The sequence below is a fragment of the Acidovorax sp. NPDC077693 genome, assembly GCF_044542805.1.
Classification (GTDB): domain Bacteria; phylum Pseudomonadota; class Gammaproteobacteria; order Burkholderiales; family Burkholderiaceae_C; genus Acidovorax.
This window is the reverse complement of sequence record NZ_JBITVD010000026.1, coordinates 40,058-57,322: the sequence shown is the minus strand read 5'-3', so window position 1 is coordinate 57,322 and position 17,265 is coordinate 40,058. Positions and strand designations below refer to the sequence as shown.

Here is a 17,265-nt window from a genome sequence, read left to right as displayed (position 1 = left end):
ACGACAACGGGACTGTTGCAAAGCAAGCCGGCGCAGCGCAGCCAAGGCAAAGGGTATTTCTCATGAGTGACAGCACCACCACCGAAGCCGCCGCGCACGGCACCGCCGCGTCCATCGACCTCACGGCGCTGCGCCCGCGCCTTCGCCGCGAGTCGCTGGTGTTCGCGGCGATCTTCTCGCTGGCGCTGTTCGGGCTCTCGCTGGTGCTCATCGCCTGGCGTACCGAGCAGTTGCTCACGCAGCTGTCGCAGGACCGCGTGGTGCGGCTTTTGCAGCAGGTGGCGGACGAGGCCGAGCGCGGCATGCAGTTCGGCGTGGCCGTGGCCGACCAGACATCGCTGGTGGACCGGCTGCAGCGCATGCAGTCCGAAGACAAGGCGCTGCGCGCAGTCTTCGTGGACACGGACCGCGGCGATCCGGTGGCCCAGGCCGGCGACGAGGCATGGCGCACCGCCGTCGACGGGCGCTGGAACGCGCCGCTGCGCAGCGGCGGGCCAGATCACCCGCCCAGCGTGCGCACCACCGGGCGTGGCGTGTTCGTGGGCACGGCGATGTTCGACTCGACCGGCGCCCCCGCTGCCACCATCTGGGCGGCCGTGGACCCGGCCATCGCCCGGGCACAGGCGCACGAAGCGGCTACCAGCATGGTGCTCAAGGCGCTGCCCCTGATCGCCGGCACGCTGTTCCTGACCTGGTGGGCGCTGATACGCTGGGGCACCCGCGTGATCGAGTCGTTGCAGCGCCGCCGCCCCGAGGGCAACCGCGCCGCAGGCGCGGACCGTGCGGACCGTTCAGCCGCCCCCCGCACCCACGGCTATGGCAAGGGGCTGTGGCTCGCGCTGCTGCTGGCGGGCGTGGCGGCACCGTCCACCATGGTGTGGATCGCACGCGAAGCGGCGCGCCCCTTCGTCACCGAGCAGATCCAGGCCAACGCGGACGCCGTGGGCCGCACCCTGTCCGGCCAGGTGGCGCGCGCGCTCGCGGCGGGCGTGCCCTGGAGCAGCCTGAACGGCATGGATGAGCTCTTCAAGAAGCAGCTGGCCGAAGCGCCCGAGCTGAGCTACCTGGCACTGCGCCAGGGCGAGGCTGCCGCCACCCACACCACCTGGGGCGGCGATGTGCCCGCCACCCAGCAGCGCGAGAGCGAAACGGATTTTTCCCAGCGCCTCGTGAAGGTCACGCAGGACGGCGGCCAGGTCGTGGTGGGCTACCCGGCCGACTACGTGAACCGCCAGCTGGGCGGCATGCTGCTCGACCTGGTGCTGGCCCTGGTGATCGCCGCGGTGCTGGTACGCGAGCTGTCGCGCGGCCTGTGGCGCAAGTCGCTGCTGTACCCGCTGGCCGCCTATGCCCAGGCACGCGGCTGGCAGCGCGTGCAACGCCGCTGGCAGCGCCGGCACGCGGTGGCGCGCGACGCGGCCGAGGCCCACGACCGGGACGCGGCGGAGTGCCGCGCACAGTTGCTGGAGGCCGCCGGCCAACCGCAGGGCGAGCGCACCGAGGCCACGGTGGTGCCCGCCGCCGTCGCCTCGCAACTGACGCTGCTGCGCCTCACGGTCTTTCTGGTCGCGCTGTCCGAAGAGCTTCTGCGCCCGTTCTTCACGGTGTTCGCCAGCGAAGTGCGTCCCTTCGACATGGCCCTGTCGCCCACCATGGTGGCCGGCCTGCCCGTCGCCGCGTTCATGACCACGCTGGCGCTGGCGCAGCCCCTGGGCCCGGCGCTGGCCAAGCGCTTTGACCTGCGCTGGAGCCTGATGCTCTCGGCCCTGGTCGGCATGTTCGCGCTGGCCGCCACGTCCTGGGCCAAGGACGCCTGGACGCTCATTGCGCTGCGCGCCACGGGCGGCGCGGCCTACGGGCTGGCGCTGATCCTGGTGCAGACCGCCATCGTGCGCATCACGCCGCCCAAGCAGCGCGCGCGCGGGCTCGCCGAAGTGGCCGCCGCCATCGTGGCGGCCGGCATCGTGGGCCCCCCGTTCGGCGGAATGATCGCGGCGCGTGCCGGCGATGTGGCGGGCTTCGTGACCTGCGCGCTGTGCATGGCCGCCGCCCTGGTGGCCGCGATGCGCCTGTCGCTCGACCGCGCCACGATGGGCGCGCAGGCCGCACAGAGGGGACTGGCCACCACGGGCGGCTGGCGCGGCTACTGGGCCGTGCTGCGCGAGCCCCGCGCGGTGTGCGTGATCCTGGGCTCCGCCCTGCCCGGCCGCCTGGTGGCCGTGACCGTGTTGTCGGTGGTGGTGCCGCTGTACATGAGCGAGCTGCAGCAGCAGCCTGCGGTGGCGGGCCGTGTGCTGCTGCTGTACTTTCTGTGCTTTGCGTCCACGGCCACGCTGGTGGCGCACTGGTCCGACCTGCTCGGGCAGCGCAAGCCCTTCATCGTGCTCGGCGGCGTGCTGAGCGTGCTGGCCTGCCTGTCGCTGCCGGCGCTCGGCGGTGTCTGGGGTATGGCGGCCTGCTGCGCCTTGCTGGGCTTCGGTCAGGCGTTCCAGTCGTCGCCGCAGATCGCATTGACCACCGAGGTGTTCGAACACCAGCCCGACGGCCAGGCCACGGCCACGCCCGAGCAGGCGCTGGCGGCGTTCCGCCTCATCGAGCGGGCCGGCAGCATCGTTGCCCCTTTTGTGACGGCCATTGCGGTCACGGCCTTCGGTTTTGCCGGGGCGGTCGTCGCGGTCGGCATCTTGCTGACCGTTGCCACCCTGGGACTGCTGGCCGGCCTGCGCGTACCGCGCGCCGGCGCGGCCGCGTAACGCCCGCCCTGAGCACAGGAGACATTCATGCCCCGTATTTCCACCGCACTCCGGGCCCTGGCGGCCGCATCGATCCTCTGCGCAGCCGCTGCGCACGCCCAGCAGCCCGCTCCCGCCACGCCGTCCAGCGGTGCGGCAGCGGCCGTGGCTGCGGCCACCGCACGCTACACCGTGGCCATGGTGCTGCCGCGCGACGAGCAGAACATCGAGGCCGGGTTCACCAGCTACCTGCAGCGCCAGGACGTGCCGGTGCGCTACGTCAACATCCGCTACTCGGGCAAGGCCGACGACATCGCCGACCTGCGCAGCCGGGTGCGCGCAGCCAACCCGGACCTGATCTACGTGTGGGGCACGCCCACGTCCCTGGCGCTGGCGGGCCGCCACGACCAGCCCAACGCCGGCAACCCGATCCGCGACATCCCGATCGTCTTCACGGAAGTGACCGACCCGGTAGGCGCCGGCTTGCTCCCCGCGCTGGAGCATCCCGCGCGCAATGTGACGGGCGTGAGCCACGTGGCACCCCTGCCGGTGCAGCTCAACGCGATCCGCGCCTACCGGCCGTTTGCCAAGCTGGGCTACCTGCACAACCCGGTGGAGCCCAATTCGGCGCTCATCCGCGACCGGCTCAAGGACCTGGCCAAGACGCAGAACTTCGAAGTCGTCGAGGCCGCCCTGCCCCTGCTGCCCACCGGCGCGCCGGACCCGGGGCAGATCGCCGCGCAGGTCAAGAGCCTGGCGGAGCGCGGTGCCGACCTGCTTTACGTGGGCCCCATCACCTTCCTGGCGTTCACGCACCGCGACGCCGTCACCACCGCAGCACTGGAGAACAAGCTGCCGACCTTCTGCGCCACCGAGAGCATCGTGCGGCAGTCGGGCTGCATGTTCGGGCTGTTCTCGAACGGCGCCAACATCGGCCGCTACGCCGGGTCCATGGCGCGCCAGATCCTGGTCGAGAAAAAACGCACCCAGGACATTCCGGCCTCGACGCTGCAGCGCTTCTCGCTGCTCATCAACATGCGCACGGTGCACGCCCTGGGCCTGTACCCGCCCATGCTGCTGCTCAACGTGGCGGAAGTCATCAACGTGGAAACGCAGGCAGCGGCGAAGTAGGCGCGCAACGCCATCCATCGCAGCCCTGGGCCGGGCGCGATGGAACCTCTTGCACGGCGGGGTTACCAAGTCCTTGCAACGCCCGCGCCTCGGCGCGGGCGGCAGTCCCGTGGCCCTGAGGCCGCCCACCCCATCCCCCGCACCGCCAGGAGCAACCGCCATGTCCTTTTCCCCGATCCAGACCGGCACCACGACGGCTCCGACCTGGACCTCCGGCACCGCACCGACAGGCAGCGGCGAGGTACAGGGAAAGCTCGGCGGCCACACCGTGACCGCCCTGGCCACCCCGCCCCACGCAGCACTGGGCGAAGCGCTGCGCGCCACGCCCCAACCCACGAGCGGACGGCCTCTGCAGGAGCGCACCGTCTCCACCGCGCCCCAGGCGCCTGCAGCGCTGCGCCGCGAGGCCCTGGCCACGCCCACTGCGCTGCGCGACACCGTGGGCGAGCCCAAGCGCGACTGGAAGCTGTTCGGCATTACGGTGATGCACCGCTCCACCGGCCACAAGGACGTGCTGAACAAGCTCGAGTCCTTCCACAAGGCTGCCGGCAACGACCGCCCGCCCGCACCGCCGACCACCCCGGAATCCCGCAAGGCCTATGCCGAGGGGCAGATCCACAAGCTGTCGCAGGAGCTGGGCGAGCTCGAACGCTCCTGCGACGCCTATGCGCAAGGCAATTCGCGCCGCAGCCACCGGGACGACATCGCCCAGCTCAAGGGCCAGGTGCAGGCCCAGCGCGCGCAGCTTGACGGGCTGCGCGATCAGATCGGCAGGGAAGGCATGCCCGAGGGCCTGAGCGTTGCCGATGCGCGCGCGTTCTCGCAGCACAAGCCCCCGCTGTCGCTGCAGGACATCCACGCCGTGACCACCGAGCTGCGCGCCAGCGGCATGAACCCCGCCGAACTGCAGGCGGGCGTCGAGAGGCTGTTCAGCCTGCCGCTCGATGGTGAGTCGCTGGTGCAGGCCATCAAGCTCAAGATGCCCGAAGGCCTGGCGCAGCAGTACGCGCAGACCGGTGTGCCGATCCGCCCCGAGACGGCGGGCCTGGCCTTCAACGACAAGACGCTCGACAGGAGCCCCGAAGCCGGCGGTGGGTTGACGAAGCTGGGCAGCGGCGCGGTCAACACGGTGTTCAAGGGCCACTACCAGCTGGGCGACGGCACGCGTTTCACCGGCGTGTTCAAGCCCTCCGTGCCGGGGGGCGAGCAGCCCGATGCGGTCTCGGCGTCCGGCATCAACACCGATCGGCCCGTGATGGAGCAGCGCAACGTGGCGGTGCACCGCCTGGACCAGCACCTGGGCATGGGCGTCACACCCAAAGCCGAAATCGGCGTGCACGAGGTGGACGGCCAGCAGCGGATGGGACTGGTGATGTCCTTCGCGCCAGGGTTGTCGCCCCTGAAGTCGGGTGACGTGGTCGTGACGCTGTCGCCCGAGAAGCGCGCCGAGCTGAGCGCGAGCCCCGAGTTGGCCACGGCCTACGCACGGGAAAAAGGCTTTGTGGGCGGCAAGCTGGTGGAAGGGGGCCTCCAGCTGATCAACTCCATGGAAGTGGAAAACATGGACGGCGAGATCACGGTGCAGGAGAAGGATGCCTTCGTCGCGTTCGACTTCTCCGACCCGGTGCTGCGCGAGAAAACCACCGATTTGCAGTGGCTCGATGCGCTGTGCGGCCAGGTGGACCGCCACGGCCACAACTACATCGTGCAGCAAGGCGCGGATGGCCGCGTCACCGGCGTGATCGGCATCGACAACGACATCGCCTTCGGCGACCAGCTGACCGACCCCAACGATGTGAACCCCGCGGCGATGCGCACGCGCACGGGCGAATCGCCGCCGTTCAAGGGCTGCGTGCTGCCCCAGGTGGTCAGCACCAAGACCGCCACCGCGCTGCTGGCGATGACGCCCGACAAGATGCTCGAACTGATGGGGCCGGGCTTCACCCCCGGGGAGCAAGCGGCCGCGCAGAGCCGGCTCGGCGCCATTCAGACGCACGTGCGCGACCTGCAGGCCAAGGGCCAGGTCGCCGAGCGCACCGAAGATTGGGGTTCCGAGCGCGTTGGCAGCCTGCTGGGCATGGGTACCACCGACGCCCTGACCCAGCTCGAAACGCTGCGCAGCCAGCAGCCGCGCACCCCCGCGGTCAACCGGCAGATCCAGGCGCTGGAAGAACAGATCTCCAACGTCAGCTACGTCGCGCGCGAATCGTCCATCCTGGCCGAGGTCCGCACAAGTCGCCAGCAACCGCTGCTGGACCCGCGCAGCGTTCGCTGACGCACATCCGGCACCCCGACACCCAGACACCGCGGTCTTGGCGCCCAGCAGCCACGCGACATTCCACCCGGACTACCTACACCTCGGAACGCACCATGGACAAGCTCTCCGGTCTTCTCTCCCGCCCCAGCACCGCGGCCTCTGGCTGGCTGGCCCGCGCCGGCCTGCCGACGCCACCGCTCGCACAGGCCGTACTCCAGGCGATGGAGCCCCTGGCCCCGCACCTGTTCGCCAGCGGCGTGGCTGCGCAGTGGGCCGACCTCGACCCCGAGCAAGCCTTCCAGGCCTGGGCCGCGCGCGGCGGCAGCGTTCGCGGTGACGCGGTGCTCGGCATCATCGGCAGCGGGCTGCATGCCCGGCTGCGCTGCTACAGCGCAGGCCCGGACGTGGCGCTGTTCATGCAACGCGACTGGTCACCCGTGGGGGACGGCGAAGGCACGGCCGGCGCTACGCCTGCCATGGCGGTAGAGGGCGCATTCACGCTGGCACGCCTGCTGCAGGAGCGTGCCGCCGCAGCCCGCGCCGACGGCCGCTGGCCGGAGGGGCGCACGCTGGTGCTGGTGGACGATGCCTTCAGCAGCCAGCCGCAGCGCTGGGGCTGGACCCACCCCGGCCGCGCAGCGTCGCTGGACGACCTGGCCGCCGACCGCGATGCCTACCTGTCGGCACTCGTGTCGGTGCGTGCGCTGTAGCAACGCCGTGCCGCTCCCGCCACCCGGCGACCGAAACCACCCTTGAAGACAAGAAAGCGAGAGATTGCCATGACCGATACCGCCGCAACGCGCAGTGCGCTGTTCGATGCCTTGCGGCAAGCCGCAGGCCTTTTCCCGGTCGAACTCGATGCACAGGGCGCTTGCACCCTGGCGTTCGACCAGATCGCCGTGCACCTGCAGCACGACGCCGCAGCCCATGCACTCACCTGCTTTGCGGTGCTGGGCGCCGTGCCCTCCGCACGCCGCGAGGAAGTGATGGCCGCCATGCTGCGCGCCAACCGGTTCTGGCGGGGCACCGGCGGCGCCACGCTGTCGCTGGATGAAAACGAACCGGCGTCGGTGCTGCTGACGCAGCGTTTCGATGAGCGGGTGCCGGGCGCACCTGCCGAGTTTGTGCAGTCCGTGGAACGCTTTGTGGACCATGCGCAGGATTGGTCCACCTTCCTGGGCACAGAGCCGCAGGGCACGGCGGCGCAGTCGTTGACTGCGGAAGCTCAGGGTGGGATGGCCTTCTTCCACCAGCGGGCGTGAAGCCCTGAAACTGCAATCGTCCCGGGGCCCGTCGCCCCGGCCCCTGCGCATTCATCGACGCAGTGGCAGCGCCCTGAATGAAGCACGGGGGCAGCGCCCTGAAGGCGGGGCCCCTGCGTGCGCGGTCAGGCAGCCTTCTGGATCACGCCCTTCATCGCCTCGGACACTTCCTTGACGATGGTGCTCTGGATCTGCGTGAACATCGTCCACTGCTGCACCTGCTGTTGCAGGCCGAGCAGCTCACCGGTGCTGGGGCTGTCGCCCAGGCTGTTGATGGTGTTCTGCAGGTCGGCTTCGCGGCGCGAGGTGACTTGCGAGATGGAGTTGTTGATGGAGTTGAAGGTGATACCGCCGGTCGTCAGCATGGAAAAGCTCCTGATTCAAGAAAGGGTGAACACGATGAAAAAAGGCATAACGGTGCCGGCGTGGCCCTGTCAGGGCGCGCGCACCGCCATTGTCAACACTTCACGCGCCGCTTGGCAAGCGTCCAGCACTGCTGCCAGCGCGGGATAGTCCGCCGGGGGTACGCCTTCGGCCAGCGCAGCGCGCATGCGCTGCTCCAGCACGGCGATGCGGGCCAGCGCATCCTGGCGGGCCGCGTCTGCTTCGGGGCCGCGCAGCCGGGCTTCCAGCTCGCTGAGCGGCTCGTCGGGCGCGACCGCGGGCGCATCGGGCAGCAGCAGCTTCACCGCAGGACCACCAGGGAGCGCGGTCCGTCGAACACGATGCGGTCGGACTCCACCGCCACCAGGCGCCAACCCGCACGCCGACCGCCGGGTTGCAACTTGGAGCCGTCGCCCAGAACGATGTAAGGCACCGCGCCGCCCACCACGCTGCGGATGCTGAAAGGCAGCGGCGCTTTGCTGGCGTGTGCGGGCACCGCCGGCACCGCGGCCACGGCTGGTGCACGCCCGACCTCGCGGGTGCGCAGCACGAAGGGTATGCCGGAGAGCGGCGTGGCCGCCCGCGCCAGCAGGGACTCGAGCCTTGCGCGCTCCTGGCCGCCGATGTCCAGACCGATCACCATCTGCTCGCCATCCCAGCGTGCCTCGGCCCCCGCAAAGCCCGCGGTGCGCAGCCATTCCTGCACCGTGCCGCCCTGGGCGGACGCCACGCGCAGGCCGTCCACGATCTCGATGCCCGGGGGCACGCGGGCACGCACCAGGGCCAGCACCCTGTCGCGCTCGGCCGGCGCCATGACCAGGCCATGCGCGCGCACGCGGCCTTCGCCCAGCAACTCGAACCGCAGGGCCTGCGCGTCCGGCCCGCCCGCTTCGACCAGGTCGTCCATCAGATCGGACGCCGTGCGCACCGCCAGCGCGGGCGCGGGGCGGATGCCGGCAAGCCCTTCGGCCAGCCGGTCGAGCTGCGCGATGTCTGCCACCCAGCCGCTGACCCGGGCGCCGCCCGTGGGCAGCGCCTCGATGCGCAGGCGCAGGCCGGGGTCCACACGGGCAATGGCCAGCTGGATGTCCCGCAGCAGGCGCTGCTGGCGCTCGGCGCCGGCCGCCGCCGCATTGGCCTCGGAGGCCTGGGCGCCCTCGGCCGCACGCTGGGCTCCCTGGCCCTTGAGCAACGACCAGAACACCGACAGCAGCAATGCCGCCAGCGCCAGGCCGATGATCAACGCCGGCTGCCACCGGCGGCGCGCCTTGGCCGGCGCGCTGCCCGCGGCCACGCCAGCACCGGTGCGCACCGTGGCGTCCACGGCACGCTCTCCCGGCTCCGATGCCGGGTTGTGGCCGTGTTGTGGATCGGCCGCGTCGTTCTGTGGAATGACGGCCAGCACCGGGTCGCCGGTTCGGGAGGCCTGCGTTGGCGAGCCGGCGCTGGCTGCCGTCAAAGTGGTACCTGCGGCGGTTTTGTCAGCGGTTGCAGCCGCACCAGCCGCTTCCACATGGCCGTGCGGCACGGCCTGCCAGGCAGCGTCCGCCGCGCTGACCGTGATCGCCACCTGCCCCAGGTAGGCCACCGCGCCCCAGGGCTGCTCGGACACCCAGGAGGAAGCGGGGTCTGCCGGCGGGGCATCGGCCAGTGCCTGCGCCTCGGGCGGCGACGAGCGCACCCACCAGCGTCCCATGGCAATCTGTACCCAGGCCCCCATGTCGGAGGGCAGGTCCAGGTCGGTCAGGATGAGGTCGCAACCGTCGTCCGCCCCCATGCGCTCGCCGCCCGCCAAGGGGGCGCGCGCGCCGGCGTGCCGGCCGGTCAGGATGCGCAGTTCCGCCGCGGCGCTCATCGTGCGCCTCCTGCGGCGGACACCCGCGCCGCACGCCGTGCAGGCGCCGGGCAATTAATCCGCGCGGGTTGGCGGGGCGGCCCATACAATGCGCCCTTTCCGGTTTTCTCCCCCACTCCACCCCTCACCCCCGAAGGACTGCGTCCATGAATCTCGAACAGGAACGCCGCAATGACATCCTCATCCTGCGTCCCCGTGGCCGTCTGGACAGCAGCAGCTCGCCGGAGCTCGAACGCGTGGTGACCGAGCAACTCGACGCAGGCATCCAGCGCCTGGTGTTCGACCTCTCGGCGCTGGAATACATCAGCTCCGCCGGCCTGCGCGTGGTGCTGCTGGCGGGCAAGAAGCTGCGCACCAGCAAGGGCAAGCTGGTGCTCGTGGGCCTGCGCGACATGGTGCGCGAGGTGTTCGACATGAGCGGCTTCCTGACCCTGTTCGCCGTGACCGACACGCTGGACGAGGGCATCGCCAAGGTGTAACGCCGACGGGGCGTTGAACTTGAAGCAAAAATGGGCCCTGTCGCTTGCTGGACAAGCGGTAGCAGCTATGAATTCAGGAGCATCGCTCCAGGGTCGGCTTCCGCTCACAGGTCGATCCTCGCGAGCGGCTGGATGTTGATCTCCTGGGTCAGCTCCTGGTAGGACAGCACGGGCAGGTCGTACAGGTCCTGCTCGATCATCTTGCGCATGTAGCGCCGGATGTCCATGGAGGTGAGCAGCACGGGGCGCTGCGCATTGCCGCCGATGTCGCCCACCGCCTTCTTGATGTTCTCCACCAGCCGCTTGCTCACCGCAGGGTCCAGCGACAGGTAGCTGCCCGCCGAGGTCTGGCGCACCGCGCCGCGCACGGTGTCCTCGATGCTGGGCGCCAGCAGGTAGGCCGGCAGGATGTTCTGCCCGCTGGAGTACTTGTAGCTGATGTGCCGCTTGAGCGTGGAGCGCACGTACTCGGTCAGCAGGACCGAGTCCTTTTCCTTCTGGCCCCATTCGATCAGCGACTCCAGGATGGCGCGCAGGTTGCGCACGGAAATGTCCTCGGACACCAGCCGCTGCAGGATTTCGGCGATCTTCTGGATCGGCAGGACCCGGGTGGACTCCTTGACCAGGTCGGGGAAGCGGCCCTCCATCGCGCTGAGCAAAAAGCGGGTTTCCTGGATGCCGATGAAGTCGGCCGAGTACTTCTTGAGCACGAAGGCCAGGTGGTACGTCAGCACCTGGCTGGGGTCCATGAACGGAATGCCCGCGCGCGACAGCGGCTCGCGCAGGTGGTCGCCCACCCACAGGGTCGGGATGTGGGGCAGGAACTTGCGGTCTTCCTCGTAGGCGATCTGCAGCGCATCGAGGTTGCTCAGGCTCTCGCGCACCAGCAGGTAGCCGGGGCGCAGGCGGCCCTGCGATACCGGCACTTCGGACAGCAGGATGTTGTAGCTCTCGGGCGGCAGGGATTCGTTGAAGCGCAGCTGGATGCCCGGGAACGGCACGCCCAGGTCGAAATACAGCGCACGGCGGATCTTGAGCAGTTCGTCGTTGAGCACGCCGGCATCGAAGCTGGTCTGCAGGCCCGCGGCCACGTCCATCAGCAGGGGCACCGTGGGCGCGAACTCGTCGCTGCCGTCCGATGCCTTGGGCTTGGTGCGCGCCTCGCCCGCGGGCTGCATGGCGGGCACCTCGGTGACCTCGCCGGTTTTTTCGTCCACCACGCGCCGGGTGCCGCGCAAAATGGTGAAGCCGATGGTGCCGATGACCACCGCCAGGATCAGGAACACCGGCAGCGGCATGCCGGGGATCAGCCCCATGCCCAGCGCCACGGCCGCAGCGATCAGCAGCGCGCGGGGCTGCGCCAGTACCTGCTGGCCGATGTCCTTACCGACGTTGGAGGGGCCATCGCCCGTCTGCACGCGCGTCACGATCATGCCCGCGCAGATCGCGATGAACAGCGCCGGGATCTGCGCGATCAGGCCGTCGCCGATGGTCAGCACGGAGTAGGTCTTCATGGCGTCCGCCGCGGTCATGCCGCGCTGCGTGGTGCCGATGACGATGCCGCCCAGCAGGTTCACCGCCACGATGATCAGGCCGGCGATGGCGTCGCCCTTGACGAACTTCATCGCGCCGTCCATGGCGCCGTAGAGCTGGCTTTCCTTCTCGACGATGTTGCGGCGGCGCTTTGCCTCGTCCATGTCGATGGTGCCCGCGCGCATGTCGCCGTCGATGGACATCTGCTTGCCGGGCATGGCGTCGAGCGAGAAGCGCGCCGCCACTTCGGCCACGCGCTCCGCGCCCTTGGTGATCACCACGAACTGCACGATGGTCAGGATCAGGAACACCACCAGGCCGACCACCAGGTTGCCGCCCACCACGAAGTTGCCGAACGTGAAAATGATGTGGCCCGCGTCGCCCTGCAGCAGGATCAGGCGGGTGGTGGCGATCGAGATGCCCAGGCGAAACAGCGTGGTCACCAGCAGCACCGACGGAAACGACGAGAACGCCAGCGGCGAGGGCAGGTACATGGCCACCATCAGCAAGATGGCCGAGATCGTCATGTTGATGCCGATGAGCGCGTCCACCAGCCAGGTCGGCAGGGGCAGGATCATCATGAAGATCACCGCCACCAGGAAGAACGCCAGGATCAGGTCGTTGCGGCTGGTGAGTATCTGGACGAAGCGCTGCAGGCGGGCGAACGGAGAGAACGAAGCAGTCTGGGACATGGTGGAATGCAATCAGCGCCCGGTGGACGCGGTCTCCGGGGTGGGCTCGGCAGCGTTGCGCTGTGCGACGAAGGCACGCATCGCGGCCGCCGCTTCGTCGCGGCGGTCCAGTGCATGCAGGGCTTGCGCGCGCACCAGGTGAAAGGAAGCATCCATGGCGCCCAGCAGCGCCAGCTGCTCCAGGGTGTTCAGGGCGCGCTGCGGCTTGGCCGAGCGCACCTGGGCCAGCGCCAGCGACAGCAGCGCCCGGGGATCCTCGGGCGCCAGGAGGTTGCGGGCGGCCAGCAGCACGGCGGCCTTGTCGGGCAGGCCGTTTTGCAGGTACACGAAGGCCAGCAGGTCCATCAGCTCGATACTGGCCGCCGGGGTTGCGCCGGGTTGCTCGGCGCTCGCCGCCGCGGTTGCGGGTGCTGCTGCGTCAGATGCCATGTGCGCCATCAGCCCTGGTAGAGAGCGCTGCGGTACATCTGCACCAGGTCGCGCAGTCCCACCTCTTCGCTCAGCAGGCGGGTGGCGCGGTTGAGCACGCGCAGCTCGTCGTCCGAGCCGGGGGCCGAGCCCGCGCCGCCCGGCGCCTGCCACTGGGCCGCCGCATCGCGCAACTGCTGCAGGGCGTTGTCCAGGGCCTCGCGAAAGCGCGTGGGCACGAGCAGGTCCCGGTTCGCGATCTGCGGGCGGGTGGCCGTGTCGAGGAAGTCGTCGATGGACGGCTTGTCCAGCAAAGCCGACAGCTGGGCCCGTGAACCCACGTCGGGCGGTGCGGACTCCCCGCGTTCGGGCAGCATGGTCTGCGCATCCTGCTGGGCGTAGGTGATGCTGTCGATGCCCCGGTCAAACACCAGACCGCTGATTCTCATATCCGTCATACAGCATGCTCCCAGAAGATTCGCAGGGTGCGGGCGCAGCCTTGCGTGTTTCAGTAACCGCGCGCACGGGGAAGTTCCATCGCGCGCGCAGTTTAGTTGTGCCGGTGCGCCGCGGCACCGCCCCCAGCCGCCCGCGGCATCGAAGGGGGCTCGCGGTCAGCGGCTGCCGCCCAGGTCGGCCTGCCACTGCCGCAGGAACTCCGAGGCCTCCCGAATGCGGCGGGCGCTCACGCCTTCGGCCGCGAACCGGGTGGCCAGCACCAGCCAGTCGCCCGTGGGCAGGCTGCGCAGCCCCACCTGCACGGGCTGGGCGGCATCGCGGGCGTCGCCCGCCAGCTTCATGGCACGCAGGAGCAGCGCAGCAATGTCGTAGCGCACCGGTTCGGCCCAGTGCACCACCACCTCCTCGCCCTGCTGGGCAACCCCCAGCAGCGCGCCCGACTCCAGACGCAGCTGCACGCCCCCGTCCGGGCCGCCCTCCAGCGTGGGCAGGCCGATATCGCGGCCGAAATCGGCCAGCGCCTGTTGCAAATGCGCCATGGTCAGTAGTCCTCCTTGTCGATGGCGGCGTCCAGTGCATCCTGCACCGCCTGAAAAATCGTCTGCCGCTGGTCCGCATCTACGAACACCTTGACCGGCATGTCGCGCACCAGCAGCTTCACGCCCGTGAGGAAATGGATCTGCGCCTCCACGCCCGTGGCGCCGAACTTCTCGGCCAGGGCGGTGAACCGCGCGCCGGAGACCCATTTTTCGGCGCTGATGCCCACCAGGTCCTGCATCAGGGCGACCGGCGTGCCGGTGAGCGGGCCGTGCTGTTCGCTGATCTTGGCGTGCAGCTCGCGGCTGGCATCGAGCACCGTCGAGGCCACGCCCAGGTGGTACAGGTCCTGCACCAGGTTTTGCAGCCGCGTGGGGTCGGCCGAGGGCCGGGCGGCTGCCAGGTCCTGGCCCAGCGCCTGGGTCAGGCGCGCCAGCCCGGCGGCGAAGTCGCTGTCGCCAAAGCGCTCGAGCGCCAGCTTGAGCGTGCCCGCCAGCGACGGGTTGCCCAGCACCACGTCGCGGTAGGTGGACTGGAACTGCGCCACATCGGCATGCCCCCGCGCGCCCTCTTGCGCCGTGCCGATGGTGTTGACATCGGCCCGCATGCGCGGCCCGTGCTCCATCTCCAGGTCGTCCAGGGCCTCGCGCAGGGCGTCCAGCACCTCGGCCGGCGCGCCGTCGCGCTCGCCCTGGTGCAGCGCGTACTGCAGCGCCATGAACTGCTCGGTAGGCCCCTGGAAAGCCTGCTTAGCCTGGGCTGCGGGGTCGCCCTGGCCGGACAGCATCCGCTTGGCCAGTTGCACCAGTTGCTCGGGGTCCTCGAAGGCCTGGGCCGCCTCCATGTAGGCCGTGATGGCCTCGGGGCTCATCAGCTCCATCGGCCGGGTGGCCTCCTTCTTGCGTTCGGAGGCGTGCTTGGTCTCGGCCTTTTCCGAATGGTGCAGGCTGATTTCTTCCGCCGCGTCGGCCAGCACGGACAGCCCGTCATCCACCTTGACCTGCTGGCCGGCGTATTGCCCGGCCAAAGCCTGGCCCCCGCCCTGCAGCCCGCCGCGCAAAGACATGTTGTCGAAAGACGGGGTGTTGAACGATTCGATTCTGGACATAGGGATTTCTCTTATGGGCTCGCGCGCAGGGCACCCCTGGGTGGGTAACGGCTGGCGCCATCGGGTTCCCTGCAAGGCCTGCCGAAAATTTCTGCGCGACCGTGGAACCGGACCTTCGGGGTGGTTACTTACCCGGTGTCGTGCGGCACATTTCGCACCACCACCGCCCAATATCAACAGGAGTTTCGAAATGGCAGGACAAGACAACCCCCAGGACATCGTAGCCCGCGCCCAGGCGCTGATCGATGAAGTGCAAGGCCAGCTGGCAGCCGCCGACGAGTTCTACCGCAGCCAGGGCCTGGACCCCGAGAAGGTGCGCAGTGTCCTGGACGCCCAGCTCGACCTCAAGGGCATCGAAGCCGCGCAGAAGGCCTTCCAGGAAGACATGGCTGCGGTGGAGCAGGACGTGAAGGAAGAACAGGCCCGCGCTTCGTTTGCAGCGCCCGGCGCCGGTGCGGCGCGCCGCCCGCGTTCGATGATCTAAAAATCTCCAATCAACCAAACATTTCAATAGGAGAAAACTATGTCTAGTATCTCTGGTATCGGCGGCGCACAGGGCATCAACGTCCAGGGCATGGACCTTGAAACCGCCATGATGGCCGTCCAGTCCAACCGCGCCAATCTGCTGGAAACGCAACTCAAGGACCAGATCTCCTCGGTGCAAGCCAAGAACGATCAGATCTCCAAGATGAACCAGCTGCTGGGTTCGCTGAACAAGGCCGCTGCCATGTTCGGCTCGGACGCCAAGGCCGACACCCGCATCGATGGGAACAGCCAGTTCGCCAACGGCGGCGCCTACAACGTCGAGAAGGAAGTCAACAGCGCCTACATCTCGGCCGGCATCACCAACCCCGGCCTGTCGGACAACAAGGACGGCGGCGGCGGGCTGACCAACACGCTCAAGGCCGATGGCAGTGCAGCGCGCCTGGAAGGCGGCCTGCGCGGCGACGTGACCAAGGGCAAGCTCGATGGCGCGATCCAGCAGATCAAGTCGCAGATCGACAGCATGAGCAACTCGCAGCAGATGGACATGCTGCGCCTGCAGAGCCTGTCCAACAAGCGCAACGAAGCCTTCGACGTGATGACCAACTTCATCAAGAAGATGCAGGACAGCCGCAGCTCCATCATCGGCAACATGCGCTGAGATCAGCGACCCGCAACAACGACAACAGCATCGGAAGGACGCCATCATGTCAACTGTCGGCAATGTCAATGTGGGGGGCGTGACCTCCATCAACGTCCAGGGCATGGACCTGGAAACCGCCATGATGGCCGTTCAATCCAACCGCGCGAATCTCCTGGAAGCGCAGCTCAAGGACCAGATCTCTTCAGTCCAGGCCAAGAACGACCAGATCTCCAAGCTCAACCAGCTGCTGGGCTCGCTCAACAAGGCCGCAGCCAGTGTGCCGGCCGACGCCAAGGCCGGCGACAAGGTCAACATCGCCGGATCCGCACCCGACCTCAAGTCGGCTGCCGCCAGCGCTGGCGTGACGCTGCCCGAGAGCATTGGCGCCGAAAAATCCTGGGAAGTGAAACTGCGCGACGGCACCACGCACAAGGTGGACGAAGCCGGCAAACGCGAAGCGGACGACTACAAATCCAAGAACTGGGCGTTCCGCTCCAGCGACTACAGCGGCAAGAAGGGCATCGCGTCCATCACGGAAACCACGCCGCAACCCACCAAGGGCGAGCTCGACGGCTTCATCCAGCAGGTCAAGTCGCAGATCGACAGCATGAGCAATTCGCAGCAGATGGACATGCTGCGCCTGCAGAGCCTGTCCAACAAGCGCAACGAAGCCTTCGACGTGATGACCAACTTCATCAAGAAGATGCAGGACAGCCGCAGCTCCATCATCGGCAACATGCGCTGAGCGCACGCGAACGCGCGCCACAGCCAACCCCCGAGAGTCACCCATGAATACCAAAAACGCACCCGCTTCGATTCCCGACAATCTGCCAGAACAGATTGCGGAATTGCTGACGAACGGCGGAACCCTGGGTTCCGTCTACGACTACGACGACACCGACTACGAAGTGCTCTACGCACTGGGCCACAGCCTGTACAGCCAGACCCGCTACCAGGATGCCATGCGCACCTTCGGCTTCCTGGTCACGCACAACCACATGGAAAAGCGGTTCATGAACGCGTTTGCCGCCAGCCTGCAGATGCTCAAGAGCTACAAGGAAGCCATCAAGTACTACTCGATGGCCTCGCTGATGGACATGGGCGACCCGCTGCCCACCTACCACACCGCCGAATGCATGATCGCGCTGGGCTACACGGCCGAAGCCAAGGAAGCGCTGCAGTTCGTGCTGCGCCAGAGCGAAACGCCGGAGCGCGCAGAACTCAAGTCGCGCGCACAGGCCATGCTCGAGCTGATGAACAGCGCCAAATCGTCCACGTCCACGCACTGAACAGGGAGATCCC

18 protein-coding genes are annotated in these 17,265 nt (G+C 68.6%); 10 read left to right on the top strand and 8 right to left on the bottom strand.

From position 1 onward, the window contains the following. The first annotated feature begins 62 nt into the window (after positions 1 to 62). From ACIGHN_RS26760 to ACIGHN_RS26740, 5 genes are all read left to right on the top strand, one after another. Positions 63 to 2,753 carry an MFS transporter gene (locus tag ACIGHN_RS26760; RefSeq protein ID WP_396507246.1) on the top strand — a complete coding sequence of 897 codons (2,691 nt, stop codon included), beginning with the start codon at positions 63 to 65 and terminating at the stop codon, positions 2,751 to 2,753. Positions 2,754 to 2,780: 27 nt separating this feature from the next. Further along, positions 2,781 to 3,863: an ABC transporter substrate-binding protein gene (locus tag ACIGHN_RS26755; RefSeq protein WP_396507244.1), complete on the top strand. Its 1,083-nt coding sequence runs from the start codon at positions 2,781 to 2,783 to the stop codon at positions 3,861 to 3,863. 160 nt (positions 3,864 to 4,023) lie between these two features. Then, complete coding sequence (locus ACIGHN_RS26750; protein ID WP_396507243.1) at positions 4,024 to 6,138, top strand: hypothetical protein; 2,115 nt, start codon at positions 4,024 to 4,026, stop codon at positions 6,136 to 6,138. A 95-nt stretch (positions 6,139 to 6,233) separates the two neighbouring features. Then, a complete protein-coding gene (locus tag ACIGHN_RS26745) occupies positions 6,234 to 6,830 on the top strand; it encodes a hypothetical protein (protein WP_056416800.1) in 597 nt (198 codons plus the stop codon). 69 nt (positions 6,831 to 6,899) lie between these two features. Further along, the gene (locus ACIGHN_RS26740) at positions 6,900 to 7,382 is read left to right on the top strand and encodes a type III secretion system chaperone (RefSeq protein ID WP_396507241.1); all 483 of its coding nucleotides are present in this window, start codon (positions 6,900 to 6,902) and stop codon (positions 7,380 to 7,382) included. 125 nt (positions 7,383 to 7,507) lie between these two features. Here the strand turns inward: ACIGHN_RS26740 and ACIGHN_RS26735 are convergent, their stop codons facing one another. The 3 genes from ACIGHN_RS26735 to ACIGHN_RS26725 all read right to left on the bottom strand — a co-directional run bounded on the left by ACIGHN_RS26735 (position 7,508) and on the right by ACIGHN_RS26725 (position 9,621). Next, positions 7,508 to 7,747 (bottom strand): EscF/YscF/HrpA family type III secretion system needle major subunit, encoded by a 240-nt coding sequence (locus ACIGHN_RS26735; RefSeq protein ID WP_056416793.1) that lies wholly within the window; start codon positions 7,745 to 7,747, stop codon positions 7,508 to 7,510. Positions 7,748 to 7,816: 69 nt separating this feature from the next. After that, positions 7,817 to 8,071 (bottom strand): hypothetical protein, encoded by a 255-nt coding sequence (locus tag ACIGHN_RS26730; RefSeq protein WP_396507239.1) that lies wholly within the window; start codon positions 8,069 to 8,071, stop codon positions 7,817 to 7,819. Continuing rightward, positions 8,068 to 9,621: a hypothetical protein gene (locus ACIGHN_RS26725; RefSeq protein ID WP_396507238.1), complete on the bottom strand. Its 1,554-nt coding sequence runs from the start codon at positions 9,619 to 9,621 to the stop codon at positions 8,068 to 8,070. Before ACIGHN_RS26725 ends, ACIGHN_RS26730 begins: the two co-directional genes overlap by 4 nt. A 146-nt stretch (positions 9,622 to 9,767) precedes the next feature. On the opposite strand from ACIGHN_RS26725, the gene ACIGHN_RS26720 reads away from it, so the two are divergent. Beyond that, positions 9,768 to 10,100: an STAS domain-containing protein gene (locus ACIGHN_RS26720; RefSeq protein WP_056416786.1), complete on the top strand. Its 333-nt coding sequence runs from the start codon at positions 9,768 to 9,770 to the stop codon at positions 10,098 to 10,100. Positions 10,101 to 10,204: 104 nt separating this feature from the next. Here ACIGHN_RS26720 and sctV read toward each other — a convergent pair whose 3' ends face one another. The 5 genes from sctV to sctW form a co-directional block, all read right to left on the bottom strand. Further along, positions 10,205 to 12,325: a type III secretion system export apparatus subunit SctV gene (gene sctV, locus ACIGHN_RS26715; protein ID WP_396507237.1), complete on the bottom strand. Its 2,121-nt coding sequence runs from the start codon at positions 12,323 to 12,325 to the stop codon at positions 10,205 to 10,207. Positions 12,326 to 12,337: 12 nt separating this feature from the next. Then, positions 12,338 to 12,754 (bottom strand): CDC27 family protein, encoded by a 417-nt coding sequence (locus ACIGHN_RS26710; protein ID WP_396507235.1) that lies wholly within the window; start codon positions 12,752 to 12,754, stop codon positions 12,338 to 12,340. Between the two features lie 8 nt (positions 12,755 to 12,762). Further along, on the bottom strand, positions 12,763 to 13,191 hold the full coding sequence (locus tag ACIGHN_RS26705) for a hypothetical protein (RefSeq protein WP_056416783.1): 429 nt from the start codon (positions 13,189 to 13,191) through the stop codon (positions 12,763 to 12,765). A 156-nt stretch (positions 13,192 to 13,347) separates the two neighbouring features. Continuing rightward, positions 13,348 to 13,731 carry a hypothetical protein gene (locus ACIGHN_RS26700; protein WP_056416780.1) on the bottom strand — a complete coding sequence of 128 codons (384 nt, stop codon included), beginning with the start codon at positions 13,729 to 13,731 and terminating at the stop codon, positions 13,348 to 13,350. Positions 13,732 to 13,733: 2 nt separating this feature from the next. Next, positions 13,734 to 14,837, bottom strand: coding sequence for a type III secretion system gatekeeper subunit SctW (sctW, locus tag ACIGHN_RS26695; protein ID WP_396507232.1), 1,104 nt, complete (start codon positions 14,835 to 14,837; stop codon positions 13,734 to 13,736). Between the two features lie 190 nt (positions 14,838 to 15,027). Between sctW and ACIGHN_RS26690 the strand changes: the two genes are divergently transcribed. From ACIGHN_RS26690 to ACIGHN_RS26675, 4 genes are read left to right on the top strand one after another with little or no spacing between them, the layout of a single operon-like run. Further along, a complete protein-coding gene (locus ACIGHN_RS26690; RefSeq protein WP_056416775.1) occupies positions 15,028 to 15,321 on the top strand; it encodes a hypothetical protein in 294 nt (97 codons plus the stop codon). A gap of 39 nt (positions 15,322 to 15,360) precedes the next feature. Continuing rightward, positions 15,361 to 15,981, top strand: a complete 621-nt coding sequence (locus tag ACIGHN_RS26685; RefSeq protein WP_396507230.1) for a hypothetical protein — start codon at positions 15,361 to 15,363, stop codon at positions 15,979 to 15,981. Positions 15,982 to 16,027: 46 nt separating this feature from the next. After that, positions 16,028 to 16,708 carry a hypothetical protein gene (locus ACIGHN_RS26680; protein ID WP_396507228.1) on the top strand — a complete coding sequence of 227 codons (681 nt, stop codon included), beginning with the start codon at positions 16,028 to 16,030 and terminating at the stop codon, positions 16,706 to 16,708. Between the two features lie 43 nt (positions 16,709 to 16,751). Continuing rightward, positions 16,752 to 17,252, top strand: a complete 501-nt coding sequence (locus ACIGHN_RS26675) for a SycD/LcrH family type III secretion system chaperone (protein ID WP_056416768.1) — start codon at positions 16,752 to 16,754, stop codon at positions 17,250 to 17,252. The last annotated feature ends 13 nt before the right edge of the window (positions 17,253 to 17,265 follow it).

Bases quoted from the DNA above. Each gene is read 5' to 3' on its own strand.
- ACIGHN_RS26750 (WP_396507243.1), top strand. From the start codon at position 4,024: ATGTCCTTTTCCCCGATCCAGACCGGCACCACGACGGCTCCGACCTGG.
- ACIGHN_RS26760 (WP_396507246.1), top strand. From the start codon at position 63: ATGAGTGACAGCACCACCACCGAAGCCGCCGCGCACGGCACCGCCGCG.
- ACIGHN_RS26720 (WP_056416786.1), top strand. From the start codon at position 9,768: ATGAATCTCGAACAGGAACGCCGCAATGACATCCTCATCCTGCGTCCC.
- ACIGHN_RS26740 (WP_396507241.1), top strand. From the start codon at position 6,900: ATGACCGATACCGCCGCAACGCGCAGTGCGCTGTTCGATGCCTTGCGG.
- sctV (WP_396507237.1), bottom strand. From the start codon at position 12,325: ATGTCCCAGACTGCTTCGTTCTCTCCGTTCGCCCGCCTGCAGCGCTTC.
- ACIGHN_RS26725 (WP_396507238.1), bottom strand. From the start codon at position 9,621: ATGAGCGCCGCGGCGGAACTGCGCATCCTGACCGGCCGGCACGCCGGC.
- ACIGHN_RS26735 (WP_056416793.1), bottom strand. From the start codon at position 7,747: ATGCTGACGACCGGCGGTATCACCTTCAACTCCATCAACAACTCCATC.
- ACIGHN_RS26675 (WP_056416768.1), top strand. From the start codon at position 16,752: ATGAATACCAAAAACGCACCCGCTTCGATTCCCGACAATCTGCCAGAA.
- ACIGHN_RS26705 (WP_056416783.1), bottom strand. From the start codon at position 13,191: ATGACGGATATGAGAATCAGCGGTCTGGTGTTTGACCGGGGCATCGAC.
- ACIGHN_RS26755 (WP_396507244.1), top strand. From the start codon at position 2,781: ATGCCCCGTATTTCCACCGCACTCCGGGCCCTGGCGGCCGCATCGATC.
- ACIGHN_RS26700 (WP_056416780.1), bottom strand. From the start codon at position 13,731: ATGGCGCATTTGCAACAGGCGCTGGCCGATTTCGGCCGCGATATCGGC.
- sctW (WP_396507232.1), bottom strand. From the start codon at position 14,837: ATGTCCAGAATCGAATCGTTCAACACCCCGTCTTTCGACAACATGTCT.
- ACIGHN_RS26690 (WP_056416775.1), top strand. From the start codon at position 15,028: ATGGCAGGACAAGACAACCCCCAGGACATCGTAGCCCGCGCCCAGGCG.
- ACIGHN_RS26745 (WP_056416800.1), top strand. From the start codon at position 6,234: ATGGACAAGCTCTCCGGTCTTCTCTCCCGCCCCAGCACCGCGGCCTCT.
- ACIGHN_RS26680 (WP_396507228.1), top strand. From the start codon at position 16,028: ATGTCAACTGTCGGCAATGTCAATGTGGGGGGCGTGACCTCCATCAAC.
- ACIGHN_RS26710 (WP_396507235.1), bottom strand. From the start codon at position 12,754: ATGGCATCTGACGCAGCAGCACCCGCAACCGCGGCGGCGAGCGCCGAG.
- ACIGHN_RS26685 (WP_396507230.1), top strand. From the start codon at position 15,361: ATGTCTAGTATCTCTGGTATCGGCGGCGCACAGGGCATCAACGTCCAG.